Here is a 23368-nt window from a genome sequence, read left to right as displayed (position 1 = left end):
GGGCGCATGGCATCGCTTTTTGCTAACTGAAGGCGTCAAGTTCGCAGCCAGGCGTCACCACCAACAGACAAGACAAGAATTCGCAAGACATTCGAAGGAAACCGCATTGATGAGCGACACAAACATCTTGCCCGCAGACAAACTGTTTCTGCCCCAACCCATCATTGATGATGCTGTGCTTGCTGCCCTGAAGGAAGATCTGGGCCGTGCTGGTGACATCACCACGCTTGCGACCATTCCTGCCGATGCGCACGCCAAGGCCGTGATCGCTGCGCGCGACGAGGGGATCATCTCAGGCATTCCAATGGCGGAAAGCGCTTTCCGTCAGATTGGCGTATGGCATGGAGAGGCGGTTTCTTTCACACCCATGATCGCCGACGGTACAGAAGTGAAGGCAGGGGATGTGGTCGCGGAAATCTACGGCCCAGCACGTCTGGTGCTGTCTGCCGAACGGATCGCTCTCAACTTTATGTGCCACATGTCCGGTGTCGCCACGGCGACCCACAAGATGGTCAAGCTGATCAAGGGCACCAAGGCAAAAGTGACGGGCACCCGCAAGACGCTGCCGGGCCTGCGGGCTTTTGAAAAATATGCAGTCAAGTGCGGTGGCGGCTCCAACCACCGCTTCGGGCTTGATGATGCAATTCTGATCAAGGACAACCATATTGCAGTGGCAGGCTCGATCACCGAAGCCATTCGCCGGTCGCGTGATTTTGCTGGCCATTTGGTGCGTGTCGAAGTGGAGGTGGACACCATCGAGCAGCTCAAGGAAGCCATCGCCTGCAAGCCGGACGTCATCATGCTGGACAATATGGGCCCGGAGAAGCTGGCCGAAGCGCTGGCCCTGCTTGAGGGCACCGGCATCATCTCCGAAGCCTCCGGCGGTGTCAGCCCTGCAACGATTGCGGCGATTGCCAAAACCGGCGTGGATTATATTTCTGCTGGCTACATCACCCATTCAGCGCCAAACTTCGATCTGGGGCTGGATATTTCCGTCAGCTAATCGACAGCTGCCAAACTTGAAGACTAAAAACCCCGCGACCTACTCGGTATCGCGGGGTTTTTCGTGATGGTCACTCAAATGCCCATGCCACTTGCAAGCAGCTTTCTTTCATTCTCTGCGAGATAGGGGCGCTGTTTCGCCTAGTTGCTCCTGAAGCCTGTATGATTACCCGCACCGCGTCGACCAAAGCCATTGGCCTGCTTTCCTGCGATGATCGGAACGCGCGCTCTGGGGCGTTCATTGGCAGCTTTTGGTGTGGTCCTGCCCTCGGGGTGCGCGTAAGCAAACTCTTCATTGAAAAAGCGTTTCCTCGGCGGGCTCTTGCTCGACCCCATCTGGACGATCAGGTCAGGGCTTGCGTCGCCCCCATTCGGGTCATCGCCAAATTTATTCGGCCCACGGCTCCCTCGTTTGAAGAACAATAAGAAGAGCACGTAAAAATTGATGAAGGGTATGAACGTGCCGAACCACCAGAAGCCGCTTTTGTTCACATCGTGCAACCTGCGTACCAAGACCGAAAAATTCGGAAGCAATGTTACGAGCCAAAACAGAGCTAACAGAGGAAGGCGTGTCACAGTTTCGGAAAATGTCGCTCTTCCGGCTAAAAGAGGGCCTGCGCCAAGCAGAATATTGATCAGGATTGTGGTTAGATTCCAATACCAATATTCGGAGCGTGGTGCGCGTCCATTGAAACTGAAATAGTGTCTGAAACAGGATGAAATTGCTGCAAAGTAGCCCATGTCAAAATCCACAATCTATGATGGCAATGTCACCACTATTGATTGCGGGCCTTAACTGGCAGTTAAGCCGCATGTGAATTTGATAGCCAGACCAAATCTCTCATTTTACAGCGTTAAAAGAGGATTAAGTGACGATCTGCTCACTCTGCCGGAGAGGGCGAATGAGCCGGTGCGCTATCATAAGAGGAGCGCGTGGCTTGTGCGTCTCGTTTGGCAAGCGCAGCCATATCCAGTGGATTGGCACCAAAGCGGTTGAAGCCTTCCTGACTTTTGCGCGCCAGCATAGCCACCATCGGGAAGAGACCAAAAAAGGGGATAAGATAAACCAGAGTCCACCACCATTTGTGGCCCCTGTCATGCAAGCGCCGGACGGTGATGGCTACCATTGCTGGAGAAAAGAGCAACAGATAGAGCGGCACGAATGGCTCTCTGTTGCCCATCAGCTGATAAAGAAACAGCGCAAGACCGCTTGGCTCCTGCTGCCGGATATAGGTTACATCGGCCCCTAGTGCGGCGAAAAACATCAATGTGAAAAAGGTGAAGAAAAACCAGAATTCCATCCGCGCAGTTCGGCCGGAATAGGAAAATGACGCCCGAAGAATTGAGAATAGCTTGCCATAGAGTGAAAACATTGCCTGCTCCTTCTTCGGCATCGTGCCCAGCATCGGCCCGATTGCGTTAGGAGAGCCTACGAGAGAGGGTATGGTTAATCAATCGTAAATTTCGCATTTTGCAACACATGGTTAACGCCCGCACGGATAGCGGAATCCGCCGGTTGAAAAGGGATACGGCCTTCTAAGGCTTGGTAAAAGAAAGGCGTTTCGTCTCAATCGAAATGCAGCTCTCGGGATGGGAAAGCATGGCCGAAGCGATTCTCGCCAGCCGGGCCGGGAACAAAGCCGACCACAAAATAGAGCACCATCACCAGCGCCACGGGAATCCACAGCATTTGCGCCATGAGCGCGGGAGCAAATGTGGCTATCGCGAAGGTCAGCAGAATGCCTGCTGGCACAATAAGGAACCACTTGCCCGACAGGTCCATATCATGCAGGCGACGCACTGTGAGAGAAATGCCGAAAATAAAGGTCAGGGCAAACCACGCCTTCCAGATTTCCGAGAGCAGTGGCGCATTAAGGCCGATGAAATAGAATCCCGCCGTCATGAGCAGGGAAAACCCGATCCAGAGCCAGAATTCGGCCCGTCCGGCGCGTCCCTTGAAGTCAAGGCAATGGACAAGACTATGTTCAACAAGCTTCACGGCAGACATGGCACCAACCTTTGAAAGATCCAATCTGGTTTCCAACATGAGAGACTGCTCACCATGCCGCAAGACCGAGTGATTGCCCATTAGCAAATCTACCGGCTCACTGCAATCGCAAGCGGCCAGCGGCATCGATTCATCCGATTTCTTTGAAAACTCAACGAAGTGTGCAGCGGATAACCGCCCCTTCTGCCTCCATTGTTGCATTGACGGGAGGGGCGCAAACGTTGGATGCATAGAGATGAATATAGCGGATTGTACGGATATCCGTATTTTGCTCGGGAGCAAACCAGAGAGTGTCGACCATTTACATCACGCACCCTACCTTCATGAAGCACAAGACGCCTGAGGGCCATCCGGAACGTCCGGATCGGATGCGTGCGGTCAATATTGCTCTGGAGCATGAGAAATTCATCTATATGCCGCGTGAAGAGGCCCAGCTCGGGCGCCTCGAGGATATTCTTCGGTGCCATCCGCAAAGCGTCATTGATCATCTTGAGGAAAATTCCCCCAAAGAGGGACTGATTTCACTCGATGGAGACACGACGGTATCGCCTGAAACCATGACTGCGGCGCTCTATGCTGTGGGCGCTTCCACTCAGGCCATCGACGAGGTCATGCAAGGCAAGGTGAATAATGCCTTCTGCGGCATTCGCCCTCCGGGCCATCATGCCGAGCAGAACCGCTCCATGGGCTTTTGCTTTTTCAACAATGCAGCCATCGCGGCGCGCTACGCCCAGGAGCATTATGGAGCCGAGCATGTCGCCATTGTCGATTTCGACTTGCATCATGGCAACGGCACACAGGATATTTTCTGGGATGACCCCAGTGTGATGTATTGCTCGACCCACCAGATGCCGCTCTATCCGGGCACCGGAGCTTGGACGGAAACCGGCAAGGATGATCTTGGCAATATTGTCAATGCGCCCCTTGGTGCAGGGCAGGGGGCAGAGCAGATGCGGGACGCCTTTGAGTCGCGCCTTTTGCCCGCACTTTATGATTTTAACCCCGATCTGGTGATTGTCTCCGCCGGGTTCGACGCCCATATCCGTGATCCACTGGGCGATCTAACCTGCACAGAGGCGGACTTTTCGTGGATGACCGGCAAATTGATGGATGTTGCAGATAAATGTTGCGACAACCGTCTGGTGTCTTTGCTGGAAGGGGGATACGACCTGACGGCGCTTGCCCGTTCGGTCGCCGTTCATGTGGACCGGCTTATGCACGGGTGACTCCGCGCCCGATCCCGGAGCTTCCGGTCCACTCGAAGGGAGGGTCCAATGGTGCCAGGCATTGGACCCTTTCCTTTTGCCCCATTGCAAAAGCGCAAAGGGCGATCACGGGACAATCATGTGATAAGCCCGTTCGACTTTAATCTCCTGAATGTCTGAAGGCTTTTGCATTGAGACATTTCCATGTAAAAGGAAATGAGCGACTCAATGGTCGCCTTCACCTGACCAATTTCTAGCCTTGCCAGAGGAAATCAATTCGCCATGTCAGACCTGTCCGAGCTCACCTTTGAAGCAGCCCTTGCCGAACTGGAACAGATCGTTCAGAGACTGGAACGGGGCGATGTGCCTTTGGAAAAATCCATTGAGGAATATGAGCGCGGCGAAGCGCTGAAGCGCCATTGCGATGCTTTGCTCAAAAAGGCCGAGGAAAAGGTGGAGAAAATCCGTCTGTCAGCAGAAGGGCAGGCTGCAGGGACCGAACCGCTCGACGTAGACTGAGCGATTTCGTTTCATCACAGGATCTGCTTTAGCTGCCTATCTGGAAGCGTCCGCATCATGCTTGGTGCCGGGCGCTTTGTTTTGCTGTGGCTTCTTGACGGGCATGAACAGCACGACCAATATGCCCGCGCCGCAGCTAACCACGCTTAGCACAAACCAGATGAGACCCGAACGGCCCTTGGCTTTGGCTGTGATGGCACCGATGACGCCAGCCAACAGTAAAACCTGTACGACAATCATCTCATAGCTGCCGATGTAGAACAGGCTTGGCATGGACATGGGGGCTCCTCATCGTCTTAAGCTGGCGCATCAATCAATCAGATCGCCTTGCTTTAACAAGTTTGAAGCCATAAGGCTATTGCTGAAGCGATATGGGACGTCATAAAAACGACTAAGCCCATCACGGGGAGGCCTGAGCGAAAGGCTTCATCAGCAAGGAATGGACAATGTCACCGATCAATAATGATGTTCATGGGAAGTCCTCATTGTGCCCCTGTGGTAGTGGCAAGGACTATGCAGAATGCTGTCAACCCTTCCATGATGGCACGGCGTTGCCCGAGCGGGCCGAAGCCTTGATGCGTTCGCGCTATTCCGCCTTTGCGCTTGAAAAGATACCCTATCTCAAAGACACGCTCTGGCCGAAATATCAGCCCGGCTTCGATCCCTTTGCTACAGCCAAATGGGCCGCCGAGAACCACTGGAGCGGTCTGACGATCTTGGCAACGGACGTTGGTGACGCAAAGGACAGACGCGGCACCGTGCTGTTTGAGGCGCGTTATCTGGCTGGCGGGCAGCTGAACACCCATCGGGAGCTTAGCCTTTTCCGCAAAAAGGCGGGTCGTTGGTACTATGTCGAGGCCCTGCCGGAAGGGTGATTTTTAACTCGCGTTCGGGGCACAGACGTATTTTGTAAGTTTTGCAATTAGGCACTAGACGATCAGTCTAATTGTTCTTATATGCTGCCTATGACGAAAAAAACAGAAAAAACACGCGAGCATATTCTGACCGTAGGCCGGCAGCTCATATCTGAGCTGGGGTTCAACGCGCTCGGCCTTGGGTTGCTGCTGAAGGAAGCCGAGGTTCCCAAAGGGTCTTTTTACTATTATTTCGCCAGCAAGGAAGATTTCGGCTGCAAACTGCTTGAGCAATATATCGCCTATTACCATGAACGCCTTGATGCGCTCTGGTCCAACGAGAAGCGATCCGGCAGGGAAAAGCTGATGGACTATTGGGACCAGTGGGTGGTCAATCAGTGCCCCGTCAATGCCCAGAATACCTGTCTTATCGTCAAGCTCGGGGCGGAAGTATCTGATATGTCAGAAGACATGCGGATAATTCTGGCCGATGGTGCTGCGTCCATCGTCAATCGTTTGGCTGAGCAGATAAATGGGGGCATCAAAGATGGCTCCCTGTCATCAGACATTCAGCCAGACCTTACTGCCTCCATGCTCTACCAAATGTGGCTTGGTGCCAGCCTCATGGCGAAATTGCAGCATTCGGCGAGCCCGCTTGTTCAGGCCAGAACCAACAGTGAAATCCTGCTGCCTGCCGCCTGAACCAAAAGCAACAAAACCTATCCGTACCTATATAGAGACGACACGCACGACACCTGGAAATATAAAACAAGACGACCGGTCTATTACTAAATGGTGTGGTGCGCACAGGAGAGAGACAAATGACACAGACAGCAACAACAAACCGCCAATTCATCCTTAATGAACGTCCCATTGGAGCGCCGGACGAAAATACCCTGAAGCTGGTATCAAACGCCATTCCCGAGCCGGGAGAAGGCCAGATGCTCTTGCGCACGGTCTATCTTTCGCTAGACCCCTATATGCGCGGACGCATGAGTGCTGCCAAATCCTATGCTGATCCCGTTGAAGTCGGAGACCCCATGGTTGGTGGCACGGTTGCCCGTGTGGTCAAATCCAATCTGGATGGCTTTGCCGAAGGCGATTGGGTACTCTCATACAGCGGTTGGCAGGACTATGCCCTTTCTGATGGCACCATGGTCACCAACATGGGCACGAACCCGGAAGCGCCCTCTTGGGCTCTGGGTGCATTGGGCATGCCGGGCATGACCGCCTATACCGGCCTGCTGCAGATTGGTGATCCGAAGCCGGGCGAAACCGTTGTGGTCGCAGCTGCTACCGGTGGGGTGGGGGCCAATGTGGGCCAGATCGCCAAGATCAAGGGTGCGCGCGCTGTCGGTATCGCTGGTGGCAAGGAAAAATGCGACTACGCGGTGAAAGAACTGGGCTTTGATGCCTGTATCGACCGCAACGCCGATGACTTCGCCGAGCAGCTCGCCGCCGCTTGTTGGGACGGTATTGATGTCTATTTCGAGAATGTCGGTGGTGATGTGTTCAAGGCTGTGGTGCCTCTCTTGAACACCGGTGCGCGCATACCTCTTTGTGGCGTTATCGCTCAATATAACAGCACGAGCACTCCGGAAGGGCCGGATATGTCAGGCGCCCTGATGGCGCAATTTCTCACGCGCCGCGTCACCGTGCGTGGCTTTATTGTGTTTCAGGATTTCGGCCATCTCTATCCGGACTTTGCCGCCGATATGACCCGTTGGATCAAGGAAGGCAAGATCAAATATCGTGAATATTTGGTCGATGGGCTGGAACAGGCGCCGACTGCATTTCTCGACCTATTGGAAGGCCGCAACTTCGGCAAGATGGTCATCAAGGTTGGTGAGCACTCACTCTGAAAATAGAGATCAATCCTAGGTGAATCACTTAATTGATCCATGGCAACCCGACGGGAAAAATCTCGTCGGGTTTTTTGTGATCTCGGAAAATTGACCTGCTATTGGCCTAAAGTGTGAGGGAAATATGCGCAGTTGCTCAGTTCTCCGGCAAATTCGGGGACAGATATCCAAGGCTTGTCCGCATTTTTCGACATATTTGTGGGGATCACTCTTTCCGCTCTAGTCAGGTCAAATTTGTCATGAAACAGTTGCCAAGGCTGGTTAATGTTGCCCGCGCTTTTAAGGGTTCCGGTTTGCCGGAGTGAAGGCCCTGACGAAAGCTCCCCGAATGCAAGCAGCCGCTCCTGTTTTGGCTCACATGAAAATCGCAACAGGGCGGACATTTCGACTCTTTGAAACGGGCGAAGTGGAATCGGGGAGATCAATCATATTTTGGAGGTTTCTCTCATATGAAAAGTCTACTCACCGGTGTTGCTGCTCTGGCACTTTCCGCCGGCTTTGCTGGCGCTGCCCATGCAGACTACACGCTGAACATTCTTCATCTCAACGATGTGCATTCCCGCATCGAATCCATCACCAAATATGACAACACTTGCGATGCCAAGGGCGAAGAAGAAGGCAAGTGCTTTGGTGGTGTTGCGCGTGTTAAAAGCGAAGTGGAAAAACTTCGCGGCGAATTTGCCAAAGAGGGGGCCAATTCCCTTCTGTTGCATGCTGGTGACGAGTTCCAGGGCTCGCTTTTCTACTCCACCTATAAAGGGGAAGCAGCTGCTGAATTTGCCAACGCCATCGGCTATGACGTGATGGCCGTGGGCAACCATGAGTTTGATGATGGCCCGAAAGGTCTCGCAGATTTCCTCGCCAAAGTGGATTTCCCGATCATTTCCGGCAACATTGATGTGTCCAGCGAACCTCTGCTTCAGGGCAAGATCAAGGGCTATGTCGTCAAGGAAATCGGCGGCGAAAAAATTGGTATCGTATCCGTTCTGGCTGAAGACACGGCAGAAACCTCTTCTCCAGGCGATAAGGTTATCTTCTCTTCCTCTGAAGACTATCTCAAGCAGGCCGTTCAGGAACTGACCGATCAGGGCGTCAACAAGATCATCGCGCTCACTCACGAAGGTCTCGTCAAAGACATGGATCTGGCCTCCAAAGTGGCCGGTGTCGACGTGATCGTCGGTGGTCATTCCCATTCTCTGCTATCCAACACCAATGATAGAGCCGAAGGGCCTTATCCTGTCATGGTGAAGAACCCGGACGGCAAGGATGTTCCGGTCGTTACCGCCTATGCCTACACCAAATATCTGGGCGATCTGACTGTAACCTTCGACGATGATGGCAATGTTGTTTCAGCAGAAGGCGAACCGATCCTTCTGGATGCATCAGTCACGCCGGATGAAGCTGTTCTGGCGCGCGTCAAGGAACTGGCCGCTCCGATCGCTGATCTGAAGGCAAAAGTCATTGGCTCTCTGGGCGCTGACATTGACGGGGCGCGCGAGAGCTGCCGTCAAAAGGAATGCGCCATGGGCGTGCTCGTGGCTGATGCCATGCTCGAGCGCGTGAAGGATCAGGGCGTTTCCATTGCCATTCAGAATGGTGGTGGTCTGCGTGCATCCATCAAGGGCGGCGAAGTCACCATGGGTGATGTGCTGACCGTTCTGCCCTTCCAGAACACGCTGGCAACCTTTGAACTCACCGGAGCTGACGTAAAAGCCGCTCTGGAAAACGGTCTTTCTCAGGTTGAAGAAACAGCCGGACGCTTCCCTCAGGTCGCCGGTCTTAAATATAGCTGGTCTCGCAGCAAGCCTGCTGGCGAACGTCTGGTATCGGTTGAAGTCATGAAAGACGGTGCCTGGACACCAATCGAAGATGATGCCGTTTATGGTGTTGTCTCCAACAACTATATGCGTGCTGGCGGCGATGGCTATAAAGTCTTCAAAACCAACGGTAAAAACGCCTACGACTATGGGCCGAACCTTGAAGATGTGGTTGCAAACTATATTGCCGACCATCCAGACTTCGAAGTTGAACTTCCCGGTCGTATCACCGAAGTCGAGTAAGCCAATACGGTACGCTTTTGCGTGAATTACGCCGCCCGGCAGGAGGAAACCCTGCCGGGTATTTTTATGGGGTCGACACAAGTCGACTTGTTGGGGAGCCCCTTAAGTGAGACACTCATAACCGAAATCAGTGATATGCAAGGAGGAGCATTATGACTGTCGTGTACGGGCTTATTGTGGTTCTCATCACATTCTTGATGGCAAACGCAGTTTATAAAGTGATGGAGAAAATGAAAAAGTAAGCGTCCTTCGACCGGTTGGTCGCGCCCTTATTTTTGCTATGCTGCTGCCAGTCCTGCCAAAGGCCGACAGGGGCATCCTATATCTTTCCACCCTTCTTGTCCGAACAGCATGGCTTAAGCTTGTTCGTTCATTGAGTCTGTCTGTCCAACCTTGATGTTCCCTGCAAACCAATCCTGTTGTTACCAAGGGCTGGGAGAGGGAGAGAAGTGCGTTTTGTTGCAAGCTGATTGCAACAAAACCGCATAGATCACGGTCTATGCCCGTTCGTGAATGTGGACAATGCGTACCTGACACAAAAGTCGGTGAAGATCTTGCTAAAAACCGCATCAACAGCCGGTGTCGACCTTGATTAATTCATTTCTATGTCATACTTCTACCGCCACCAACGGAGTGTAGCTCAGCCTGGTAGAGCACTGCCTTCGGGAGGCAGGGGCCGGAGGTTCGAATCCTCTCACTCCGACCAACCTTTTCAATAGGTTAGGTCTTTCCCGTTTTTCCTCCGCCCATGATTGAGCCCATGAAACGGCCTAAAGCGCGATGCTGAATTATCGCTTTTTCCCTTCTAAAGCACTGACCGCTGACTGCTGAAAATCAGGATGATGATGAAGATAGACGCGCTGAATCGTCTCTAGCGACGTAGCGAAATAGCCTGCAGCATGTGTTGGATCTGCTCTGTTCTGCATTGCCCAGGTGATTGCTGTATGCTTGAGCGTGTGGCGGGTCACATTTTCGATACCGGCTTGTTCGCACACTTTACGCCAAGCGGTATTGATGCGCTGAACTTTTCTTCCCTGAAAGCTGATGACATATTGCGGGCTGTTCTTTTTCCAAAGACGTGCATGCAGGCGAAGCTGACGCGGTAGGCGCGATGGGGTGCGTTTCTTTTTGGTTCGTGCTTCACCAGATCCGGATCGATAAAGAACGCCATTATCAATGTCGATATGTCCTGCTGTCTCCGATGGCGACCATTCCAGATTCAGGATCGCGCTCATTCTGGTGCCGGTGTAAACGGCAACTAGGATAAATTTAGCTACATGCCTGTGTCTGGGGTTGCTGCGGGCCGTCCATAACAACTTGGCGACTTCTGATCTGGTAAGCCATCTTTCCTTAGATGGTGGGCGCTCTGGCATTTTTACAGGAGGTATGCTTTCCAGATACTCTTCGTCTTTGCAGTAATGAAGAGCTGCTTTTAAAACGCCAAGTTCCTTCCTGATCGTTCCTTCTGAAACGCCTCGGGCTTTGGCGTATGCATCACATGTTTTTCTTGAAATGTCAGAAACCTGCTTGTTGCCCCAGAAAGATAGCAGCGCCTCGATGGCATATCCTATGCGCTCGGGAGCTTGGGTATTTGGCGCGTGTTCCTCGGCATAGTAAGTCAATGCTCTGGCTATGCTCAGATCTTCAGGAACAATGTGTTTGCGGCGAGACCATTTGCTCTGGATGTAGGAAGCTAGGCCTTTTTCAGCTTCTGAGCGATATTCTGGGCCGAAACCAGTGCTAACCTCCTTTCCTCGGTCGAGTATGACGAAGACGGGCTCTCTACCTTTTCTTTTTCTAAGAAGGAGGCGTGGTGGTTTGGCTTGACGCGGCATTGTTCAAACATCTCTTGAATAGATTTATGCGTGGTATAATCGATGCCACCAATGCGGGATACGAGAAGGTTTCCCTTATCGCGCTCCTTGCGAAGGGCCGATATAGAAAAGCCATATTGTTTACTTGCTTCAGACAATCGGAGATATGGTCTTTGTTCCATGGCTTTTTTCTCTGTGATCACTATTCGGTTGCTCCCCGCGACGAGCGTGGATGCGGCAAAACATTCGAGGAGATGCTCGCCGCGGGGAAGTGGCTATTCGCTGGCTGGAGCCATTCCCAAGGCGTGAAGATAGAGATCGAGCAAGGATTCCATTTCCTGCCGTTCATTGCTGTCTTGCTTGCGCAAGCGAATAACCTGGCGCAGAACCTTCACGTCATACCCGTTGCCCTTGGCTTCGGCGTAAACGTCTTTGATATCGTCGTTGAGGGCTTTTTTCTCTTCTTCCAAGCGCTCGATGCGCTCTACAAAGGCTCTCAATTGATCGGCTGCAACGCCGCCTGGATTGCTCATTGGATAGCTCCTGTGATCAGTAAGAGGGACAGAAGGCAGACAAAGGGGCCGCTCATTGCGAAGATGGCAGCGGGAACATGACGTAGGGATACGACAATCTCGATGACTTCCTCGATAGCTGGTTTGTTCTTTTGGCAATACATTGCCTGTCTCCTGATTGGATGCCCCGGCAGGGAGTGCGCGGATTGCGCTGCAGGGCTTTGTTCATGTCTTTGGGGTTATTATCCCTGCCGGGGAATGGGTTATTCGTCCCTGAGGGCGCCTATGATCTTTTCGCAAAGGGTGGTGATGCTCTCGGCTTCAGTTGAGCCGGCATAGTCAGACAGGCTTCCAATGAAGCTGTCTGAAGCATGCGTTCCCATCGCTTCAAGGAAGTAGAAGAACTCTTCCTCATCGCTGAGCATGTCCTGTGCGATCTGGCCGCCAGTGACGGTTGTTTCGATGGTGATCATGACAAGCGCCTCTCTACGCTGCCATCCAGCTTCTTTTTCCAGCCAGAGGCGCGAGAACCAGCAAAGGGGCGAGAGGGGATCTTCTGCTTACGGCGTGTTTCGAGACCAACATGCTTGTTGTGCATGCGTTTGACCTTGGCGATGGTCTTTACATCGGCCTTGGTCTTACCCTTGTGGCAATCACAGCAGAGGCACTGGCAGTTATCTAGGGAGTTGTCGCCATCCAGACCACAAGGTTTGATGTGGTCATATTCAGTCGTCTCCGGATGTAGCTTGGCGCCACATTTAACGCAGCAGCCACCATCGCGAAGGAAGGCTTCAGCTTTTGTCTTTCTGGAGAATTCGGACCGGTTCGTAACAAGCTTTTCAGCTGTCTGTTCCGTAGCGACTGCGGCAAGCATTTAAACCCCCATCGGTTGCGTTCGATAGGGGTAGTGTATGGTGTTAAATAACACCAGTCAATGCAAAAGTGTTAATTAACTCCATTTTAGTTTGAGCTCTGCAGGCGATCACACAAGGTGATCGAAATTGATTCGTGAACTTAAGCGTTGGGTAATTGGCTTTAGAAATTTGCGGGTATTAGGATGTCGGGGGGGGGATGTATGTATACCTGTTGTCGGGCTCTAATACCTGGATTACTAGACGTACTAGCCGCTGAGCGATGACAAGCTCTGGTTAGACTAAGTAAAAGCTACTTGTTTCAGAACCCCGCGACGTGCAGGGCTCTGTGTTCCAGCTATTCAAACGGTCCGCTTGCTTTTGCTGGGGCATAGCCGCCAATAACGAGAGCTTTTACAAACACATTCTCATATTCTTTGAGTTGGATGAGCTGCTCTTTGTCGGGCGCATTGCGAAAGTGCTCAGGCAAGACTAAAGGCTTTTGGAAATTTGGGTCGGTTGACCAAGGGTGGAATTCGACGCGGTTTAATTTGAAGTTCAAATACACGTATTTTGCCGTGTACTCAAAAGTGCCGTCATCTTCTCGGTGGCGCTCAATGATAACAAGATCGTTGTTTTTCAGCTCTTCTACGGTCATGCCGTATGAAGCCATATCAACACAAAGAAGTTCAGACCCATGAGGATATCGCTTGTTGATCGAGTTGCCGTCTACTAGCACAGTGAATTGAACATTAAGAGGATAGGCTGGGTGAGGGGAAAGCACGGACCTGTCTTCACCTGGCTCAATTTGTGTGTTGGAAAATTCTCTCCACAAACCTGCTGCCACCTTTCCCATGCGGGGCAAGGTAATTTGCTCCTCATAAAAATGATCATGATCTGAAGGAAGCACGCGGTCGGTGGCTTCCTTTGGGCCTGTGCCACTAAGTAGCCAATCAGGAGACGTTTCTAACGCTTTTGCCATTAACGTAAGCGTAGACCTGCGCGGTTCTTTTGATTGACCGCGAAGGTAATTGTAGAAAAGGTCTTTCTTTTTTCCGACGCGCTCGGCTGCTGCCGTGATCGATAGATCAAGCTCTTCAAGTCGCGCGCGGATTCGGTCCGCAAGTGTTTCGTTCATAGTGTGATAATACACCATATTGGTCAATTGATGTTGTCGTTAAAAAACGCTTGTAATGGTGTTAATTAACACTTATGCTTTTCCCATGATGATGACTGACCACATAGTTTCACTAGCCGATGCATTTTGCAGACAGAATTCTATTTCTGTCGCAACGCTGTCAAATCGACTTTTCAAAGATGCACGCAAGATCGATGCGCTGCGCAACGGGCGCGATCTCGTTACCGCGCGCTACCAGTCTGCTCTTTTGTACTTTGATGAGCACTGGCCCGCCAATGTCGAATGGCCTTCTAATATTCCGCGACCATCGGTGGCGGAAGAGGACAAAGCGCCAGCTGCATAGTCATCAACGATTTTCAGAGCATGAGCAGTTCGTTTGCTCAGCTCCATTTGAAAGGCGGGTTTCCTCCTGACCGCTTTTCATTTGTTTGCGGCGGATCTGGAAGATTCCGTCAGCCCGACTGGCTTTTTCCCCCAACCCATATAGCCAGTCGGGCAATGAATTTGAGGTGTGCTGGCTTCCGCAATTCACTCAGCCCCTCCAACTCTCAGGCCTTTACGGCCTGAGTTTTTTATCCCACGCCAGAAACAGCCAGTCACCGGCTGCTTTCTGGCAGAAAGTGACGGTTGGATATGACGGCAATTATCAACCCGGATGGGAGCCAAAGGCTCATAGCGCTGGAAGACCTGCAAGACATTTCTCTCATGACTTCGCGCTTTATGAAGACCTTGCGCCATGGATCGCATAGAGGGCGCGTGGCCCTGGAGAAAGTGACGCGCGTTTCGAATATGCAGTTGCGGAGGTATGAGGATGCAACAGATCCCGCAATCGTGCCGCTTGATATCGTGATGGAAATGGAAGTGATCCTTGGCTTTCCGCATTTCGCGGCATGGCTTGCCGATGTTCATGGCTATGACCTGGTGAAAAGGAAGGCAGGGCAGGGAGAGACCTTGCTCACGATGTGCCGGAAGAGCGTCAAGGAAAGCGCCAAGTTTCACGAAACGGTATTGGAAGCAGAAGCGGACGGTGTTCTCACCTTGGAAGAGTGGCGCGACATCAAGAAGGCAGCTGCTGACGCAAAGGACATTGCTGCAGAAGCCGAGGTTATGGCCAACGTCAATATCAAACGCATGCAGGAGGCGAGATGATGGAAAAGGCCAAGCATTCCCCTTCCTTGCGCTATCCACGTTCCATGGGCATTAATTGGAGCATAGAGCGCAAACACGACTCGAAAGGGCGCCCACAGATTGCTTATTCGGTCGGTAAGAATCTGAACAACCATGTAACGTTGTCTCCTGTGCGGGGGTGGTTTCAATGAAGGTCTATTATCCAGGACTTGTCATCAGGGCCAATGAGATTGGCTTGATCAACAACCAGCATTTTCTCGACGCATGCCAAGAGCTAATTGATGCAGAAGCAGGCGTTGATGTTGGATCGGTCTACACTCATCACCTAGGAGACATACTGCCCCTTGGAGATGCAGCAATAGCACTCTTCAGGAAGATCCATGATTGGAGAATGGGAGGCGAGAAAAATGATAGGTGAGAGGCCATTTCGTCAAGAGACCAGCCATAGGGAATATGTTCTCTGCAAGAGCCTTTCAGATGCTTGTGAACGTTGGCTGTCTTGTCCTGAACCCCGAATAGAGAAGGCACATCGTTCGATACTGTTGATGAGCTATGTCCAGAGCGGGCTTGGTAATCGGGTTTTATTAGCCCTGGTCTTTCCGTCAGCGAACATGTGTGGCCGTTTTGTAGACGCGGTTGCTATGGCGGTCGTAGAGGGGAGGGCCAAATGCTGAGAACATCTATCGTGCTTCTGTCGTTCAGTGTGGCGACATCATCGGTGGCTATGCCTGTTTGTGGATCCGGCAAGCGCGTCACTTGCGTTGTTGATGGTGACACTTTCTGGCTCGGTGGCGTGAAATATCGCCTGAAGGACGTAGATACTCCGGAAGTGCGGGGAAAATGTCGCAATGAACGTAGGCTAGCTAAGAAGGCCACTGAGGCACTACGTGGCTTTCTCGGACGCGGAGAAATGCAGTTGACCACCTATGGACGGGGATACTATGGGCGTGTCCTCGTGAAAGTATCTATCGGTGGCGTGGATGCAGGTGAATGGCTTATCGAGAATGGTCTTGCCAGGCGGTGGCCTGATGGCGAGAAATGGTGGTGCCAATGAGTGTCAAGGTCTCCACATGGGCTTGGGAACTCCAGTGCGTGAAGGGCATGACCAAGCTAGTTCTGATGGCTCTGGCAGATAGTGCCGATGATGACGGCTTCTGCTGGCCAAAGCTTGACACCATTGCGTCAAAAGCTAGTACCTCACGTAGCACTGTAAAGAGGGCTATCAAGGAGCTCTCTGACCTCAATTTGCTTTCCGTAGAACATCGCGAGCGCGAAAATGGTGCTAGTGCGACCAATTACTACTGGGTAAATGTAGGCCATAACCCCGATGTATATGCACAAGATGTAGAGGGGGCCAGAATGAACCCCTCTAGAACATCTGAAGAACAAACAGAGGGGGGAGGGGTTCAAAATGAACCGGGGGAGGGGTTCACAGGTGAACCGGGGAGGGGTTCAATGGTGACCCCCCATAATGAACCGTCATTTAAACCGTCAATTACTTCCCCCCTACCCCCCAAGGCGGGGGGTGTCGCTGCGCTGGCTGACAAAAACTGGAAAGAGCTTTGTGAAAAATGGGAATTGCGTTTGGGCGATAGCTTCGAGCAAACCAAGCGACCATGGGCAAACCTGGACTATCCCGAGAAATGCTTTGCAGTGGCGCACGCCAAAGCCTTCCAGAAGGACAATCCGAAGGTTTATTTGAAAACCTATTTGCGGAACAAACGCTGGCAGAGTTACGAGCAAGCTGCTCAGAAATCCAATCAAGGCCAATTCGTTTTTATTGAAAAGGGATCGCCGGAGTGGGCCGCTTGGAGCCGGGCAAAAGGAGGCGCGATCTTTGCAAGCTTCAACAAAGATCACAGGAAATTGGGTTGTTACCAGCGAACACGCTGGCCTCAGAAGAAAGTGGATGATAACAAACTGGCAGGCTAGCGGCGTGCCCAGCGTTATCTAGCCCATCGGGAAGAGGCAAAAAGCCCGCCCGGAAGAATGCGGAAGCCAGCACACCCAAGACCTGCATGAACGAGGCTTGGGACATGACAACAACAAAACGTCAGACAAAAGAAATTTACAACGAGCGCATGAGAGCGCTTAGACACGGCAACTTTGATGCCGATATCTTCCGAATGATGGCCTCTGATGTGCCCCTGCGCGTTATCGCTCACCGGATCAAGATTTCCCCCTACCACCTAAAACTGCACGCTGACCGCGTTTTGAATGCCTTCAAGGCGCCGGATGATGCTGTCAAAACGTTTCCATGGTCCAGAAAGGTTGTCGTGAAATGACTGATTGGGCAGAGGCCGAGAATAGGGCGGCAAGGGCACGGGCGACACGTCAACCATCCCGGAAAATCAAGACTGAAACCGACACCAGGCTTGCGGGTGAGAAATCGCTCAAGCGTGTAATGGTCGAGAACCCCTACGGCAACGGGGACATGGAAAGAGCGACCAGGCGTGTGATTGATCCAATTGAAAACTTGTTTGCTCGCGGGCGACTTGATGACATGCAGCACAAGGCAGCTCATCTGGTGCGTAAAGCCGTTGAGGGAATGAACCAAAGTGTTGGATCGATTGACCCGGAGAGGATCCGTGTCGATGGTGGTAAGGCGGGAGATGCCACGGTTTATATACTCGAGGCGGGTGAGGTTCTGAAGCGGGCCCAGAAAGCTGTAGAGATCGAGATGGGAAGAGAGGGCTGGAGTGTAGTCAGGCGCGTGGCTGGCTTCGGGGAAGCTCTCACGGTGGTAGCTCTTGATTTTGTTGTCTCGGCAGAAGAGCTCAAGAATGGGGGCGTGAGCCGGGAGGCCAAGGCCTATGCAAGTCGGACGCTGCAGCTTGGGTTGAATTGCGTAGCTGTGGAGTTTGGGCTGTCCTTCTAAAGCGATAGATCAATGACAACGGATTTTTTTGATATCAATTCGTTTTCTAAGTGCCTCTGCTTCTTGATGAGCATTCTCCAGGAGATATCTAAGCACAGCCCCTTCTTCTCGCTCTCCGGTTAGCAAGAGCGCCCGATTAATCAAGGTGGAAACCTTAAACCATGAGTCATCGTTGTTCGACATGAGGAAACTCCCTTCTATGATATTTTACACGCTAGGGTTTTTCTTGTCGCCCAGTTCTAGAGTAAAAAACGCGACACATTTTAAAGCCAAGGAAATTGGAAAAGATTCTCAGTAGTTTGGGCATCATGAATGATTTGGTGAAATTCACAGGCCCATATCAGCAATCATTGACCTGAGTGGCACTCAAGGTTCACCCTTTAGGCACAATCAAGAAATGCGCCCGGAACTGGTGACAGTCACCGGGCTTTTTGATGTTCGTTCTTTGAGTGCCTAACGGCCCAAAACCCGTCTTTGCCGTTCTAGAGAAACCGATGGAGATTTTTTGAACAAGCGCAAGAAAGCTCCGAACAGCCATCCCACTGGTGCGGCAATAACGTATGCAAGGGGCGGAAAGAATGCCCTTAGAAGCAAATCGAGAAAAGCAGCAGGTTTGAATAGGGCGAACAGACTGGTTCCAACTATGGAGCAAAAGCCCTCGTGAGAATAGCAGGTCGACAAGGCCAGCCACGTCCCGATGTACGCGGGAAGGAAAAGATAGAACAGAATGTTAGTGAAGCTCAAAACGGGAGATTTGTTAAAGAAAATGCGCACGGTCACCAAAGCGAAAATGATTGGTGTGGGAATGAGAAGCAAGTTGATATATGCGTCCCGTACTTCTGGATGTAAGGAGTCAAAAATCATAGGGCACCTAAAGAGTTGATTTGCACTAAATGGTAGAGTTTATTTGCAAAGCAATTTTTAATACGGCCCTAAGCTCCACAGCCTTTGGTGATGTAGGTTAAGAGAATAAGTTTCGCCCGGAGCCGGAAACGGTTGCCGGGTTTCTTAATTCTTGCTCCGGATTGGCGAGCAGACAGGAAGGCCTTGCACCGGTGTTCGCCATCGGCCAGTGCTGGCCGGTGACATTCGTCTGCTTTTCAATGCGGAGTAAACAATGGCTCTCAAGGAAATTAAAAAAAAGGACACTCAAAAAGAACTGATGGATCGAATAGAACGGGCCGTTGAATTGGCAATCGCTGCTACAAAAGAAACTCCTTTGTCAAAAGACAAGCTGGTTCAGTGTCCAACAGCGATTGAAAAGTTTGTAAGAGGTTAGGTTTTTCTTCGGGTAGAACCTCCCGTTGCCACTAGGCATTCTGCATATAGATCGAGATAATACTCTCTAAACGCCTTGCCATCCCCTTTGGGAGCAACATTATTTGCTGCTTCAAAACTGAAAATTTGCTGCGCAAGTTTATATGCGACCTCCTCTTTTGAGGATTTCGCAGTGTTAGTTTTATCTCTCATTTTGTTCTCCATATGTGGGGAGCGAGAGTAGGGCAGATTCGCAGAGTAAAGTCGACGGTCCTGGTGCAAAAGTTGATAGCTATCGCGCACACGCGCGAAAAAGCCGCAGTGGGTTCAATTGCCTTACTTTAGGCATCATCTACATATCAATGGAATACTCGTGTTGAGTGCCGCCACCAGATCTTGATCAGGCTTTGAGCTGGTAATTCAGTGAACTAGACAGTCATTGGTATTTATCTGAGTTAACTGGGTGAGGCACGACTGGTGTTGAACAGATAAGGCTTTACTACGATGGCTCTGCGACGACTAAAAATAGGAAATAAAGTTCGTATTCGCGATTTTGAGAACTCGAACGAATTTCTTGATGGGGTCGGTACTATAGTTGAGGTGCAGGATGCCGGTCTCGGTATTATCATAAAGGTCGCGGTTGGTGAATCGGAGGATTGGTATCTCTCGGAGCGCTTGGAGCCATTGCTTCATGTCGTTTAGGTAGGATGAGGAACTACCACACCTTTTGTTCAGTCGTCGGTCTAGTAGGGCGGTGCTGAATAATTTTAAAATCGCGACAGGCTCTGATATTGCCACCTTTACTAGGGCTCGATCTAAGGATCGGGCCTTTTTTTATGGAGAGAATAATGAACAACCATGAAGAACATATCATGCAGTTTTCTTGCTATTCACATTTGCCGGAGCAGTTACGGGCAGTTCGCAAACCATTTCGCGAGACTGCTGAACGGGTCATCGATGAGTTGCCACGCAATCCAGAACGCATAACAGCGTTGCGTAAATTGCTGGAAGCAAAGGACGCCGCCGTTCGTGCCTTGGTGGCAAATTAGTAGTTCTGCTTGTGCTGTGAGTTTGAGTTTTGAGCGGTAAATCGGGACTATGACGGTAAAGAAAAACAAATCGAAAAAGCCTCGACAGCCCTATGTTCTTTCAAAGGCCAAGTGGCAGGAGATTTTGGCGGAGATTATGGAAGGCCAGAGTCTCAATAGCATCTGCAAGAGAGAGGGTATGCCAAAGGCGGCAACTGTTTACAAGGCATTGGCCAAAGATCCCGAGAAGCAGAAGGAATACACGCTTGCTTGTGATATTCGTCTAGAGACGCGGCTTGATGAGATCATCGACATTGCAGACGATGGTTCCAATGACTGGATGGAACGCAAGACCAAAAGCGGGGATGTGATCACGGTTGTTGATCATGAGCATGTGACGCGCTCCAAGCTTCGGATTGAGGCTCGCCAATGGGAAGCTGCCAAGCTGAAGCCCAAGAAATACGGGGTTCCTGCACAAATGGTGCTGGTGAAAGACGCTGACGAGGAAGGCGCAACGGCCAAGCCTCGGTCTACTGAAGAAATCAAAGCGGCTATCATTGAGTTGATGGCGCAAAGCAAGGCCAAGAAAGACAAATGAGCTTTGACAATGACGCAGCACTGACGGAGTGGATTGAAAACCTCTCCGGGCAACAGCGTGCAGATTTGGAAGCTACCTTGGGGCCTTTGTTCAATCGCCTCTGGAAGCCACAAGAGGGGCCGCAGACTGAGGGCTATTATTCTCAGGCAGACTTGATGCTGTATGGAGGCGAGGCAGGGGGCGGTAAGGGACTGAGGCCCGAAACACCGGTTCTCACGCCCTTTGGTTGGAAGGCAATTGGAAAGCTGAAGATTGGCAGCGCGGTGTGTGCAACCGATGGCACTGTCACCCGAGTGATTGGCAAGTTCGAGCGTGGGAAGCAGCCGGTCTATCGGTTGGCCTTTTCTGATGGTTCGGAAATCGTCTGCGATGCGGATCACATCTGGCTTGCCTGGGCCAGCCGAAAAAGCCGCAAGATCGGGAATGCTCTGACTTGCGGGGAAGACGGGGCCAAGAAGTGGGCCACTTCGGCGATCTTCGAGCATTACAGCAAGGGAAGGGCACGGCTAAAGATCCCTGTGATTTCAGCGCCAGTCCGTTTCAATGTTGCTGGAAGCCTTAAAGGACAGGGCAAGTTCGTTCGTCGCACTTTGCCGCCGTATGTGTTGGGCGTGCTGATCGGTGATGGAAGCTTGAGCACTGGTGTTGCTCGCTTCACGGTGCCCGACCCTGAAATCGCTGAGCGTGTTGCCAATGAGCTTGGATGCAAACTTGGGGAGTATGGAGAAGAAGACAAGGCGATCAGTTATCGCATTCCGAATGCCTTTGCTCATGATGGCCTGGCTGATCTAGGACTGCTTGGGTGTCGGTCTGAAGATAAGTTCATTCCCCGGATTTATCTGTTGGGGACGGTGGAAGAACGCTTTGCTTTGATGCAAGGTCTGATGGATACCGATGGATGGGCTGAAGAAGATGGGGACGTCTATTACTGCACGGTTTCCGAACGGCTTCGGGATGATGTTCGCGAGTTGGCTCGCTCCCTTGGTGCGATTGTCACTTTACGGGAGAAGGACCCGCCTTTCACCTATCGAGGCGAAAGGCGGCAAGGGCAGAAAGCCTACACGCTCCGGATCAAGATGCCCGCCTCTGAGCGGGTTTTTTATTTGCCGCGTAAGAAAGTTCGCGTGAAAGGCAAGAGCTACCAGTCAATGGGGCTCACACTGGAGAGCATTGAACCTTGTGGCTTTGCTGCGACGGTCTGCATTGCTGTTGAACATCCGAACTCTCTGTTCATCACTGAGCACTACTTGGTGACGCACAATTCGGATCTGCTGCTCGGCTTGGCAGTCAACGAGCACAGGAAGTCAGCGATATTCCGTCAAAAGCTCTCTGATGCGAAGTCGATGGAAGAGCGCTTGGCCGAGATTGTCGGTGATCGTGGCCGGATGAACTATTCGGATCATGTCTGGAAGGATGGAGAGCAACGCATTCAGTTTGGTTACCTGGAGAAACCGGGAGCAGAGAAGGGCCATCAAGGCCAACCAAAGGACTTTCTAGGCTTTGATGAAGGAGCGCAGCAGCAGGCAAAAAAACAGATCTTCCTGATGGGGTGGGTTCGCTCGGTCGATCCTGATCAGCGCTGCCGTGTGGTGATTGCTTCTAACCCTCCGCTCTCTGGTGATGGTGATCATCTGATCGAATGGTTCGGGCCTTGGCTCGATCCGATGCATCCGCTTTATCCTGCCAAGCCCGGACAGCTGCTTTGGGCTGTGTTCGTTGGTGATGAAGAAGAGATGCATTCGGTATGGGTGGATGGACCAGAACCGGTCGAGATTGAGGGAGAGGTAAGAACGCCTAAGTCTCGCACCTTCGTTCCTGCCTCTCTGGCGGACAATGCCTACTTGCGCGATACCGATTACGGAAGTCAGCTAGACCAGCTGCCAGAGCCTCTTCGCACGGCGCTCAAGACAGGCAACTTCATGTTGGCCCGCAAGGATCATGCCTGGCAGGTTATCCCGTCTGAATGGGTACGGCTGGCGCAAGAGCGTTGGAGTGAAGACCACCCGCACCTCAAAGGTCGCATGTGGGCAATGGGGGTGGATGTGGCGCAAGGGGGCGGCGACAAGACAACGCTGGCACCGCTGTACAACGAATGCTTTGCACGCCTGACTACGGAGCGCGGCATTGATACCAAGAATGGCCCGATTGTTGCGGCTCTGATCCTGAAAGAGAGACGGGACGGGGCTGATATTGGAATTGACTGTACGGGCGGTTGGGGCAACTCGGCGCGGGATCACCTTGAAACCAACAACCAGATTGCGGCCTACTCCGTGGTGTTCTCAAAGGGAACGCAAGAGAAGCAGTCTAACTGGTCATTAGGGTTTAAAAACGAGCGTGCGCGGCTCTGGTGGCGCTTCCGTGAGGCATTGGACCCGAACGGAGAGCACAAGATTGCTTTGCCTCCGAGCAAGAAGCTTTTTGCTGAACTGACAGCGGTTCACTGGATGGTTAAATCGGGTGGCTCTTCCAATGAAGGGCTCATCCAGATTGAAGAGAAGGACGAGGCCAGAAAGCGTCTCGGATCTTCTACCGATGAAGCCGACGCCGTGATCATGGCTTGGGATCTACGGGATGCTGCACAGTATCGCATGCTCAAGCCTTTGATGGATGAACAAGAGGACGAATGGAGCGCCCTGGGAGATGTTGGATAGGCA

Annotated in this window: 31 protein-coding genes and 1 tRNA gene; 19 read left to right on the top strand and 13 right to left on the bottom strand. The window is 51.9% G+C overall.

The annotated features are described in order from the left end of the window. Window positions 1-109 precede the first annotated feature (109 nt). Entirely contained in the window at window positions 110-1003 is an 894-nt protein-coding gene (gene nadC / locus BM258_RS06915; RefSeq protein WP_090070544.1) for a carboxylating nicotinate-nucleotide diphosphorylase, read from the top strand. A 140-nt stretch (window positions 1004-1143) separates the two neighbouring features. Here the strand turns inward: nadC and BM258_RS06910 are convergent, their stop codons facing one another. From BM258_RS06910 to BM258_RS24425, 4 genes are all read right to left on the bottom strand, one after another. Next, on the bottom strand, window positions 1144-1743 hold the full coding sequence (locus BM258_RS06910) for a DUF805 domain-containing protein (RefSeq protein WP_139229224.1): 600 nt from the start codon (window positions 1741-1743) through the stop codon (window positions 1144-1146). Window positions 1744-1883: 140 nt separating this feature from the next. Continuing rightward, complete coding sequence (locus BM258_RS06905) at window positions 1884-2375, bottom strand: DUF805 domain-containing protein (protein WP_175527967.1); 492 nt, start codon at window positions 2373-2375, stop codon at window positions 1884-1886. A 194-nt stretch (window positions 2376-2569) separates the two neighbouring features. Continuing rightward, window positions 2570-3136 (bottom strand): DUF805 domain-containing protein, encoded by a 567-nt coding sequence (locus BM258_RS06900; protein ID WP_175527966.1) that lies wholly within the window; start codon window positions 3134-3136, stop codon window positions 2570-2572. A gap of 25 nt (window positions 3137-3161) precedes the next feature. Then, entirely contained in the window at window positions 3162-3311 is a 150-nt protein-coding gene (locus BM258_RS24425) for a hypothetical protein (protein WP_175527965.1), read from the bottom strand. Between BM258_RS24425 and BM258_RS06895 the strand changes: the two genes are divergently transcribed. Both BM258_RS06895 and BM258_RS06890 read left to right on the top strand, forming a co-directional pair. Next, window positions 3301-4236, top strand: a complete 936-nt coding sequence (locus tag BM258_RS06895; protein ID WP_090070537.1) for a histone deacetylase family protein — start codon at window positions 3301-3303, stop codon at window positions 4234-4236. The two genes, BM258_RS24425 and BM258_RS06895, sit on opposite strands and share 11 nt — an antisense overlap. Before the next feature lie 261 nt (window positions 4237-4497). Then, on the top strand, window positions 4498-4734 hold the full coding sequence (locus BM258_RS06890) for an exodeoxyribonuclease VII small subunit (protein ID WP_090070535.1): 237 nt from the start codon (window positions 4498-4500) through the stop codon (window positions 4732-4734). Between the two features lie 36 nt (window positions 4735-4770). On the opposite strand, the gene BM258_RS06885 is transcribed toward BM258_RS06890, so the two are convergent. Beyond that, window positions 4771-5013, bottom strand: coding sequence for a hypothetical protein (locus BM258_RS06885; RefSeq protein WP_090070533.1), 243 nt, complete (start codon window positions 5011-5013; stop codon window positions 4771-4773). 167 nt (window positions 5014-5180) lie between these two features. Here BM258_RS06885 and BM258_RS06880 point away from each other — a divergent pair, with 167 nt between their 5' ends. The 5 genes from BM258_RS06880 to BM258_RS06855 all read left to right on the top strand — a co-directional run bounded on the left by BM258_RS06880 (window position 5181) and on the right by BM258_RS06855 (window position 10216). Continuing rightward, complete coding sequence (locus BM258_RS06880; RefSeq protein WP_090070532.1) at window positions 5181-5609, top strand: YchJ family protein; 429 nt, start codon at window positions 5181-5183, stop codon at window positions 5607-5609. 90 nt (window positions 5610-5699) lie between these two features. Then, window positions 5700-6290: a TetR/AcrR family transcriptional regulator gene (locus tag BM258_RS06875; protein ID WP_090071252.1), complete on the top strand. Its 591-nt coding sequence runs from the start codon at window positions 5700-5702 to the stop codon at window positions 6288-6290. A gap of 119 nt (window positions 6291-6409) precedes the next feature. Further along, the gene (locus BM258_RS06870; protein WP_090070530.1) at window positions 6410-7450 is read left to right on the top strand and encodes an NADP-dependent oxidoreductase; all 1041 of its coding nucleotides are present in this window, start codon (window positions 6410-6412) and stop codon (window positions 7448-7450) included. Window positions 7451-7899: 449 nt separating this feature from the next. Then, window positions 7900-9510, top strand: coding sequence for a bifunctional metallophosphatase/5'-nucleotidase (locus tag BM258_RS06860; RefSeq protein WP_090070526.1), 1611 nt, complete (start codon window positions 7900-7902; stop codon window positions 9508-9510). A gap of 629 nt (window positions 9511-10139) precedes the next feature. Further along, window positions 10140-10216, top strand: a tRNA-Pro gene (locus tag BM258_RS06855). Window positions 10217-10298: 82 nt separating this feature from the next. Here BM258_RS06855 and BM258_RS06850 read toward each other — a convergent pair. The 6 genes from BM258_RS06850 to BM258_RS06830 all read right to left on the bottom strand — a co-directional run bounded on the left by BM258_RS06850 (window position 10299) and on the right by BM258_RS06830 (window position 13825). Continuing rightward, on the bottom strand, window positions 10299-11345 hold the full coding sequence (locus BM258_RS06850; protein ID WP_090070524.1) for a tyrosine-type recombinase/integrase: 1047 nt from the start codon (window positions 11343-11345) through the stop codon (window positions 10299-10301). Window positions 11346-11599: 254 nt separating this feature from the next. Continuing rightward, window positions 11600-11857, bottom strand: a complete 258-nt coding sequence (locus BM258_RS06845) for a DUF2312 domain-containing protein (protein ID WP_090070522.1) — start codon at window positions 11855-11857, stop codon at window positions 11600-11602. Beyond that, window positions 11854-12000, bottom strand: coding sequence for a hypothetical protein (locus BM258_RS24420; protein WP_175527964.1), 147 nt, complete (start codon window positions 11998-12000; stop codon window positions 11854-11856). Before BM258_RS24420 ends, BM258_RS06845 begins: the two co-directional genes overlap by 4 nt. A gap of 99 nt (window positions 12001-12099) precedes the next feature. Next, the gene (locus BM258_RS06840; RefSeq protein ID WP_090070520.1) at window positions 12100-12309 is read right to left on the bottom strand and encodes a hypothetical protein; all 210 of its coding nucleotides are present in this window, start codon (window positions 12307-12309) and stop codon (window positions 12100-12102) included. After that, a complete protein-coding gene (locus BM258_RS06835) occupies window positions 12306-12710 on the bottom strand; it encodes an HNH endonuclease (protein WP_090070518.1) in 405 nt (134 codons plus the stop codon). The genes BM258_RS06840 and BM258_RS06835 overlap by 4 nt, the downstream gene beginning before the upstream one ends. Before the next feature lie 335 nt (window positions 12711-13045). Beyond that, a complete protein-coding gene (locus BM258_RS06830; RefSeq protein ID WP_175527963.1) occupies window positions 13046-13825 on the bottom strand; it encodes a helix-turn-helix domain-containing protein in 780 nt (259 codons plus the stop codon). An 85-nt stretch (window positions 13826-13910) separates the two neighbouring features. On the opposite strand from BM258_RS06830, the gene BM258_RS06825 reads away from it, so the two are divergent. The 7 genes from BM258_RS06825 (at window position 13911) to BM258_RS06795 (ending at window position 17831) form a co-directional block, all read left to right on the top strand. Continuing rightward, window positions 13911-14168 (top strand): hypothetical protein, encoded by a 258-nt coding sequence (locus BM258_RS06825; RefSeq protein ID WP_175527962.1) that lies wholly within the window; start codon window positions 13911-13913, stop codon window positions 14166-14168. Between the two features lie 290 nt (window positions 14169-14458). Next, window positions 14459-14974, top strand: coding sequence for a hypothetical protein (locus BM258_RS06820; RefSeq protein WP_090070513.1), 516 nt, complete (start codon window positions 14459-14461; stop codon window positions 14972-14974). A gap of 166 nt (window positions 14975-15140) precedes the next feature. After that, window positions 15141-15371: a hypothetical protein gene (locus BM258_RS06815; RefSeq protein WP_090070511.1), complete on the top strand. Its 231-nt coding sequence runs from the start codon at window positions 15141-15143 to the stop codon at window positions 15369-15371. 249 nt (window positions 15372-15620) lie between these two features. Further along, window positions 15621-16007 (top strand): thermonuclease family protein, encoded by a 387-nt coding sequence (locus BM258_RS06810; protein WP_090070509.1) that lies wholly within the window; start codon window positions 15621-15623, stop codon window positions 16005-16007. Then, window positions 16004-16885, top strand: a complete 882-nt coding sequence (locus BM258_RS06805) for a helix-turn-helix domain-containing protein (RefSeq protein ID WP_175527961.1) — start codon at window positions 16004-16006, stop codon at window positions 16883-16885. The genes BM258_RS06810 and BM258_RS06805 overlap by 4 nt, the downstream gene beginning before the upstream one ends. A gap of 104 nt (window positions 16886-16989) precedes the next feature. After that, a complete protein-coding gene (locus BM258_RS06800; protein WP_139229222.1) occupies window positions 16990-17238 on the top strand; it encodes a hypothetical protein in 249 nt (82 codons plus the stop codon). Further along, entirely contained in the window at window positions 17235-17831 is a 597-nt protein-coding gene (locus tag BM258_RS06795) for a hypothetical protein (protein ID WP_090070503.1), read from the top strand. The genes BM258_RS06800 and BM258_RS06795 overlap by 4 nt, the downstream gene beginning before the upstream one ends. 9 nt (window positions 17832-17840) lie before the next feature. Here BM258_RS06795 and BM258_RS24415 read toward each other — a convergent pair whose 3' ends face one another. Further along, the gene (locus BM258_RS24415) at window positions 17841-18014 is read right to left on the bottom strand and encodes a hypothetical protein (RefSeq protein ID WP_175527960.1); all 174 of its coding nucleotides are present in this window, start codon (window positions 18012-18014) and stop codon (window positions 17841-17843) included. Window positions 18015-18948: 934 nt separating this feature from the next. Here BM258_RS24415 and BM258_RS24410 point away from each other — a divergent pair. Further along, window positions 18949-19110, top strand: a complete 162-nt coding sequence (locus tag BM258_RS24410; RefSeq protein WP_175527959.1) for a hypothetical protein — start codon at window positions 18949-18951, stop codon at window positions 19108-19110. Here BM258_RS24410 and BM258_RS06785 read toward each other — a convergent pair. Continuing rightward, entirely contained in the window at window positions 19107-19301 is a 195-nt protein-coding gene (locus BM258_RS06785; protein ID WP_139229221.1) for a hypothetical protein, read from the bottom strand. The two genes, BM258_RS24410 and BM258_RS06785, sit on opposite strands and share 4 nt — an antisense overlap. Window positions 19302-19936: 635 nt before the next feature. Between BM258_RS06785 and BM258_RS06780 the strand changes: the two genes are divergently transcribed. Genes BM258_RS06780 through BM258_RS06770 form a run of 3 tightly spaced genes read left to right on the top strand, consistent with a single transcriptional unit; the run spans window position 19937 to window position 23365 of the window. Then, window positions 19937-20137 carry a hypothetical protein gene (locus BM258_RS06780; RefSeq protein WP_175527958.1) on the top strand — a complete coding sequence of 67 codons (201 nt, stop codon included), beginning with the start codon at window positions 19937-19939 and terminating at the stop codon, window positions 20135-20137. 49 nt (window positions 20138-20186) lie between these two features. Beyond that, a complete protein-coding gene (locus BM258_RS06775; protein ID WP_090070494.1) occupies window positions 20187-20714 on the top strand; it encodes a terminase small subunit-like protein in 528 nt (175 codons plus the stop codon). After that, the gene (locus BM258_RS06770) at window positions 20711-23365 is read left to right on the top strand and encodes an LAGLIDADG family homing endonuclease (RefSeq protein WP_090070492.1); all 2655 of its coding nucleotides are present in this window, start codon (window positions 20711-20713) and stop codon (window positions 23363-23365) included. Before BM258_RS06775 ends, BM258_RS06770 begins: the two co-directional genes overlap by 4 nt. Window positions 23366-23368: the final 3 nt, after the last annotated feature.

The sequence above is a fragment of the Cohaesibacter marisflavi genome, from assembly GCF_900115225.1.
Taxonomy (GTDB): Bacteria; Pseudomonadota; Alphaproteobacteria; order Rhizobiales; family Cohaesibacteraceae; genus Cohaesibacter; species Cohaesibacter marisflavi.
Note: the sequence above shows the minus strand (reverse complement) of the source record. Positions and strands in the feature narration are given on the sequence as shown.

Coding starts and splice junctions, on each gene's coding strand:
- BM258_RS06910 (WP_139229224.1), bottom strand. CDS start 1,743: ATGGGCTACTTTGCAGCAATTTCATCCTGTTTCAGACACTATTTCAGT.
- BM258_RS06845 (WP_090070522.1), bottom strand. CDS start 11,857: ATGAGCAATCCAGGCGGCGTTGCAGCCGATCAATTGAGAGCCTTTGTA.
- BM258_RS06840 (WP_090070520.1), bottom strand. CDS start 12,309: ATGATCACCATCGAAACAACCGTCACTGGCGGCCAGATCGCACAGGAC.
- BM258_RS06835 (WP_090070518.1), bottom strand. CDS start 12,710: ATGCTTGCCGCAGTCGCTACGGAACAGACAGCTGAAAAGCTTGTTACG.
- BM258_RS06815 (WP_090070511.1), top strand. CDS start 15,141: ATGAAGGTCTATTATCCAGGACTTGTCATCAGGGCCAATGAGATTGGC.
- BM258_RS24425 (WP_175527965.1), bottom strand. CDS start 3,311: ATGGTCGACACTCTCTGGTTTGCTCCCGAGCAAAATACGGATATCCGT.
- nadC (WP_090070544.1), top strand. CDS start 110: ATGAGCGACACAAACATCTTGCCCGCAGACAAACTGTTTCTGCCCCAA.
- BM258_RS06900 (WP_175527966.1), bottom strand. CDS start 3,136: ATGCCGCTGGCCGCTTGCGATTGCAGTGAGCCGGTAGATTTGCTAATG.
- BM258_RS06860 (WP_090070526.1), top strand. CDS start 7,900: ATGAAAAGTCTACTCACCGGTGTTGCTGCTCTGGCACTTTCCGCCGGC.
- BM258_RS24410 (WP_175527959.1), top strand. CDS start 18,949: ATGGCTCTCAAGGAAATTAAAAAAAAGGACACTCAAAAAGAACTGATG.
- BM258_RS24415 (WP_175527960.1), bottom strand. CDS start 18,014: ATGTCGAACAACGATGACTCATGGTTTAAGGTTTCCACCTTGATTAAT.
- BM258_RS06820 (WP_090070513.1), top strand. CDS start 14,459: ATGACGGCAATTATCAACCCGGATGGGAGCCAAAGGCTCATAGCGCTG.
- BM258_RS06775 (WP_090070494.1), top strand. CDS start 20,187: ATGACGGTAAAGAAAAACAAATCGAAAAAGCCTCGACAGCCCTATGTT.
- BM258_RS06770 (WP_090070492.1), top strand. CDS start 20,711: ATGAGCTTTGACAATGACGCAGCACTGACGGAGTGGATTGAAAACCTC.
- BM258_RS06795 (WP_090070503.1), top strand. CDS start 17,235: ATGACTGATTGGGCAGAGGCCGAGAATAGGGCGGCAAGGGCACGGGCG.
- BM258_RS06805 (WP_175527961.1), top strand. CDS start 16,004: ATGAGTGTCAAGGTCTCCACATGGGCTTGGGAACTCCAGTGCGTGAAG.
- BM258_RS06885 (WP_090070533.1), bottom strand. CDS start 5,013: ATGTCCATGCCAAGCCTGTTCTACATCGGCAGCTATGAGATGATTGTC.
- BM258_RS06890 (WP_090070535.1), top strand. CDS start 4,498: ATGTCAGACCTGTCCGAGCTCACCTTTGAAGCAGCCCTTGCCGAACTG.
- BM258_RS06810 (WP_090070509.1), top strand. CDS start 15,621: ATGCTGAGAACATCTATCGTGCTTCTGTCGTTCAGTGTGGCGACATCA.
- BM258_RS06880 (WP_090070532.1), top strand. CDS start 5,181: ATGTCACCGATCAATAATGATGTTCATGGGAAGTCCTCATTGTGCCCC.
- BM258_RS06830 (WP_175527963.1), bottom strand. CDS start 13,825: ATGAACGAAACACTTGCGGACCGAATCCGCGCGCGACTTGAAGAGCTT.
- BM258_RS06905 (WP_175527967.1), bottom strand. CDS start 2,375: ATGTTTTCACTCTATGGCAAGCTATTCTCAATTCTTCGGGCGTCATTT.
- BM258_RS24420 (WP_175527964.1), bottom strand. CDS start 12,000: ATGTATTGCCAAAAGAACAAACCAGCTATCGAGGAAGTCATCGAGATT.
- BM258_RS06800 (WP_139229222.1), top strand. CDS start 16,990: ATGACAACAACAAAACGTCAGACAAAAGAAATTTACAACGAGCGCATG.
- BM258_RS06785 (WP_139229221.1), bottom strand. CDS start 19,301: ATGAGAGATAAAACTAACACTGCGAAATCCTCAAAAGAGGAGGTCGCA.
- BM258_RS06870 (WP_090070530.1), top strand. CDS start 6,410: ATGACACAGACAGCAACAACAAACCGCCAATTCATCCTTAATGAACGT.
- BM258_RS06825 (WP_175527962.1), top strand. CDS start 13,911: ATGATGATGACTGACCACATAGTTTCACTAGCCGATGCATTTTGCAGA.
- BM258_RS06875 (WP_090071252.1), top strand. CDS start 5,700: ATGACGAAAAAAACAGAAAAAACACGCGAGCATATTCTGACCGTAGGC.
- BM258_RS06780 (WP_175527958.1), top strand. CDS start 19,937: ATGAACAACCATGAAGAACATATCATGCAGTTTTCTTGCTATTCACAT.
- BM258_RS06850 (WP_090070524.1), bottom strand. CDS start 11,345: ATGCCGCGTCAAGCCAAACCACCACGCCTCCTTCTTAGAAAAAGAAAA.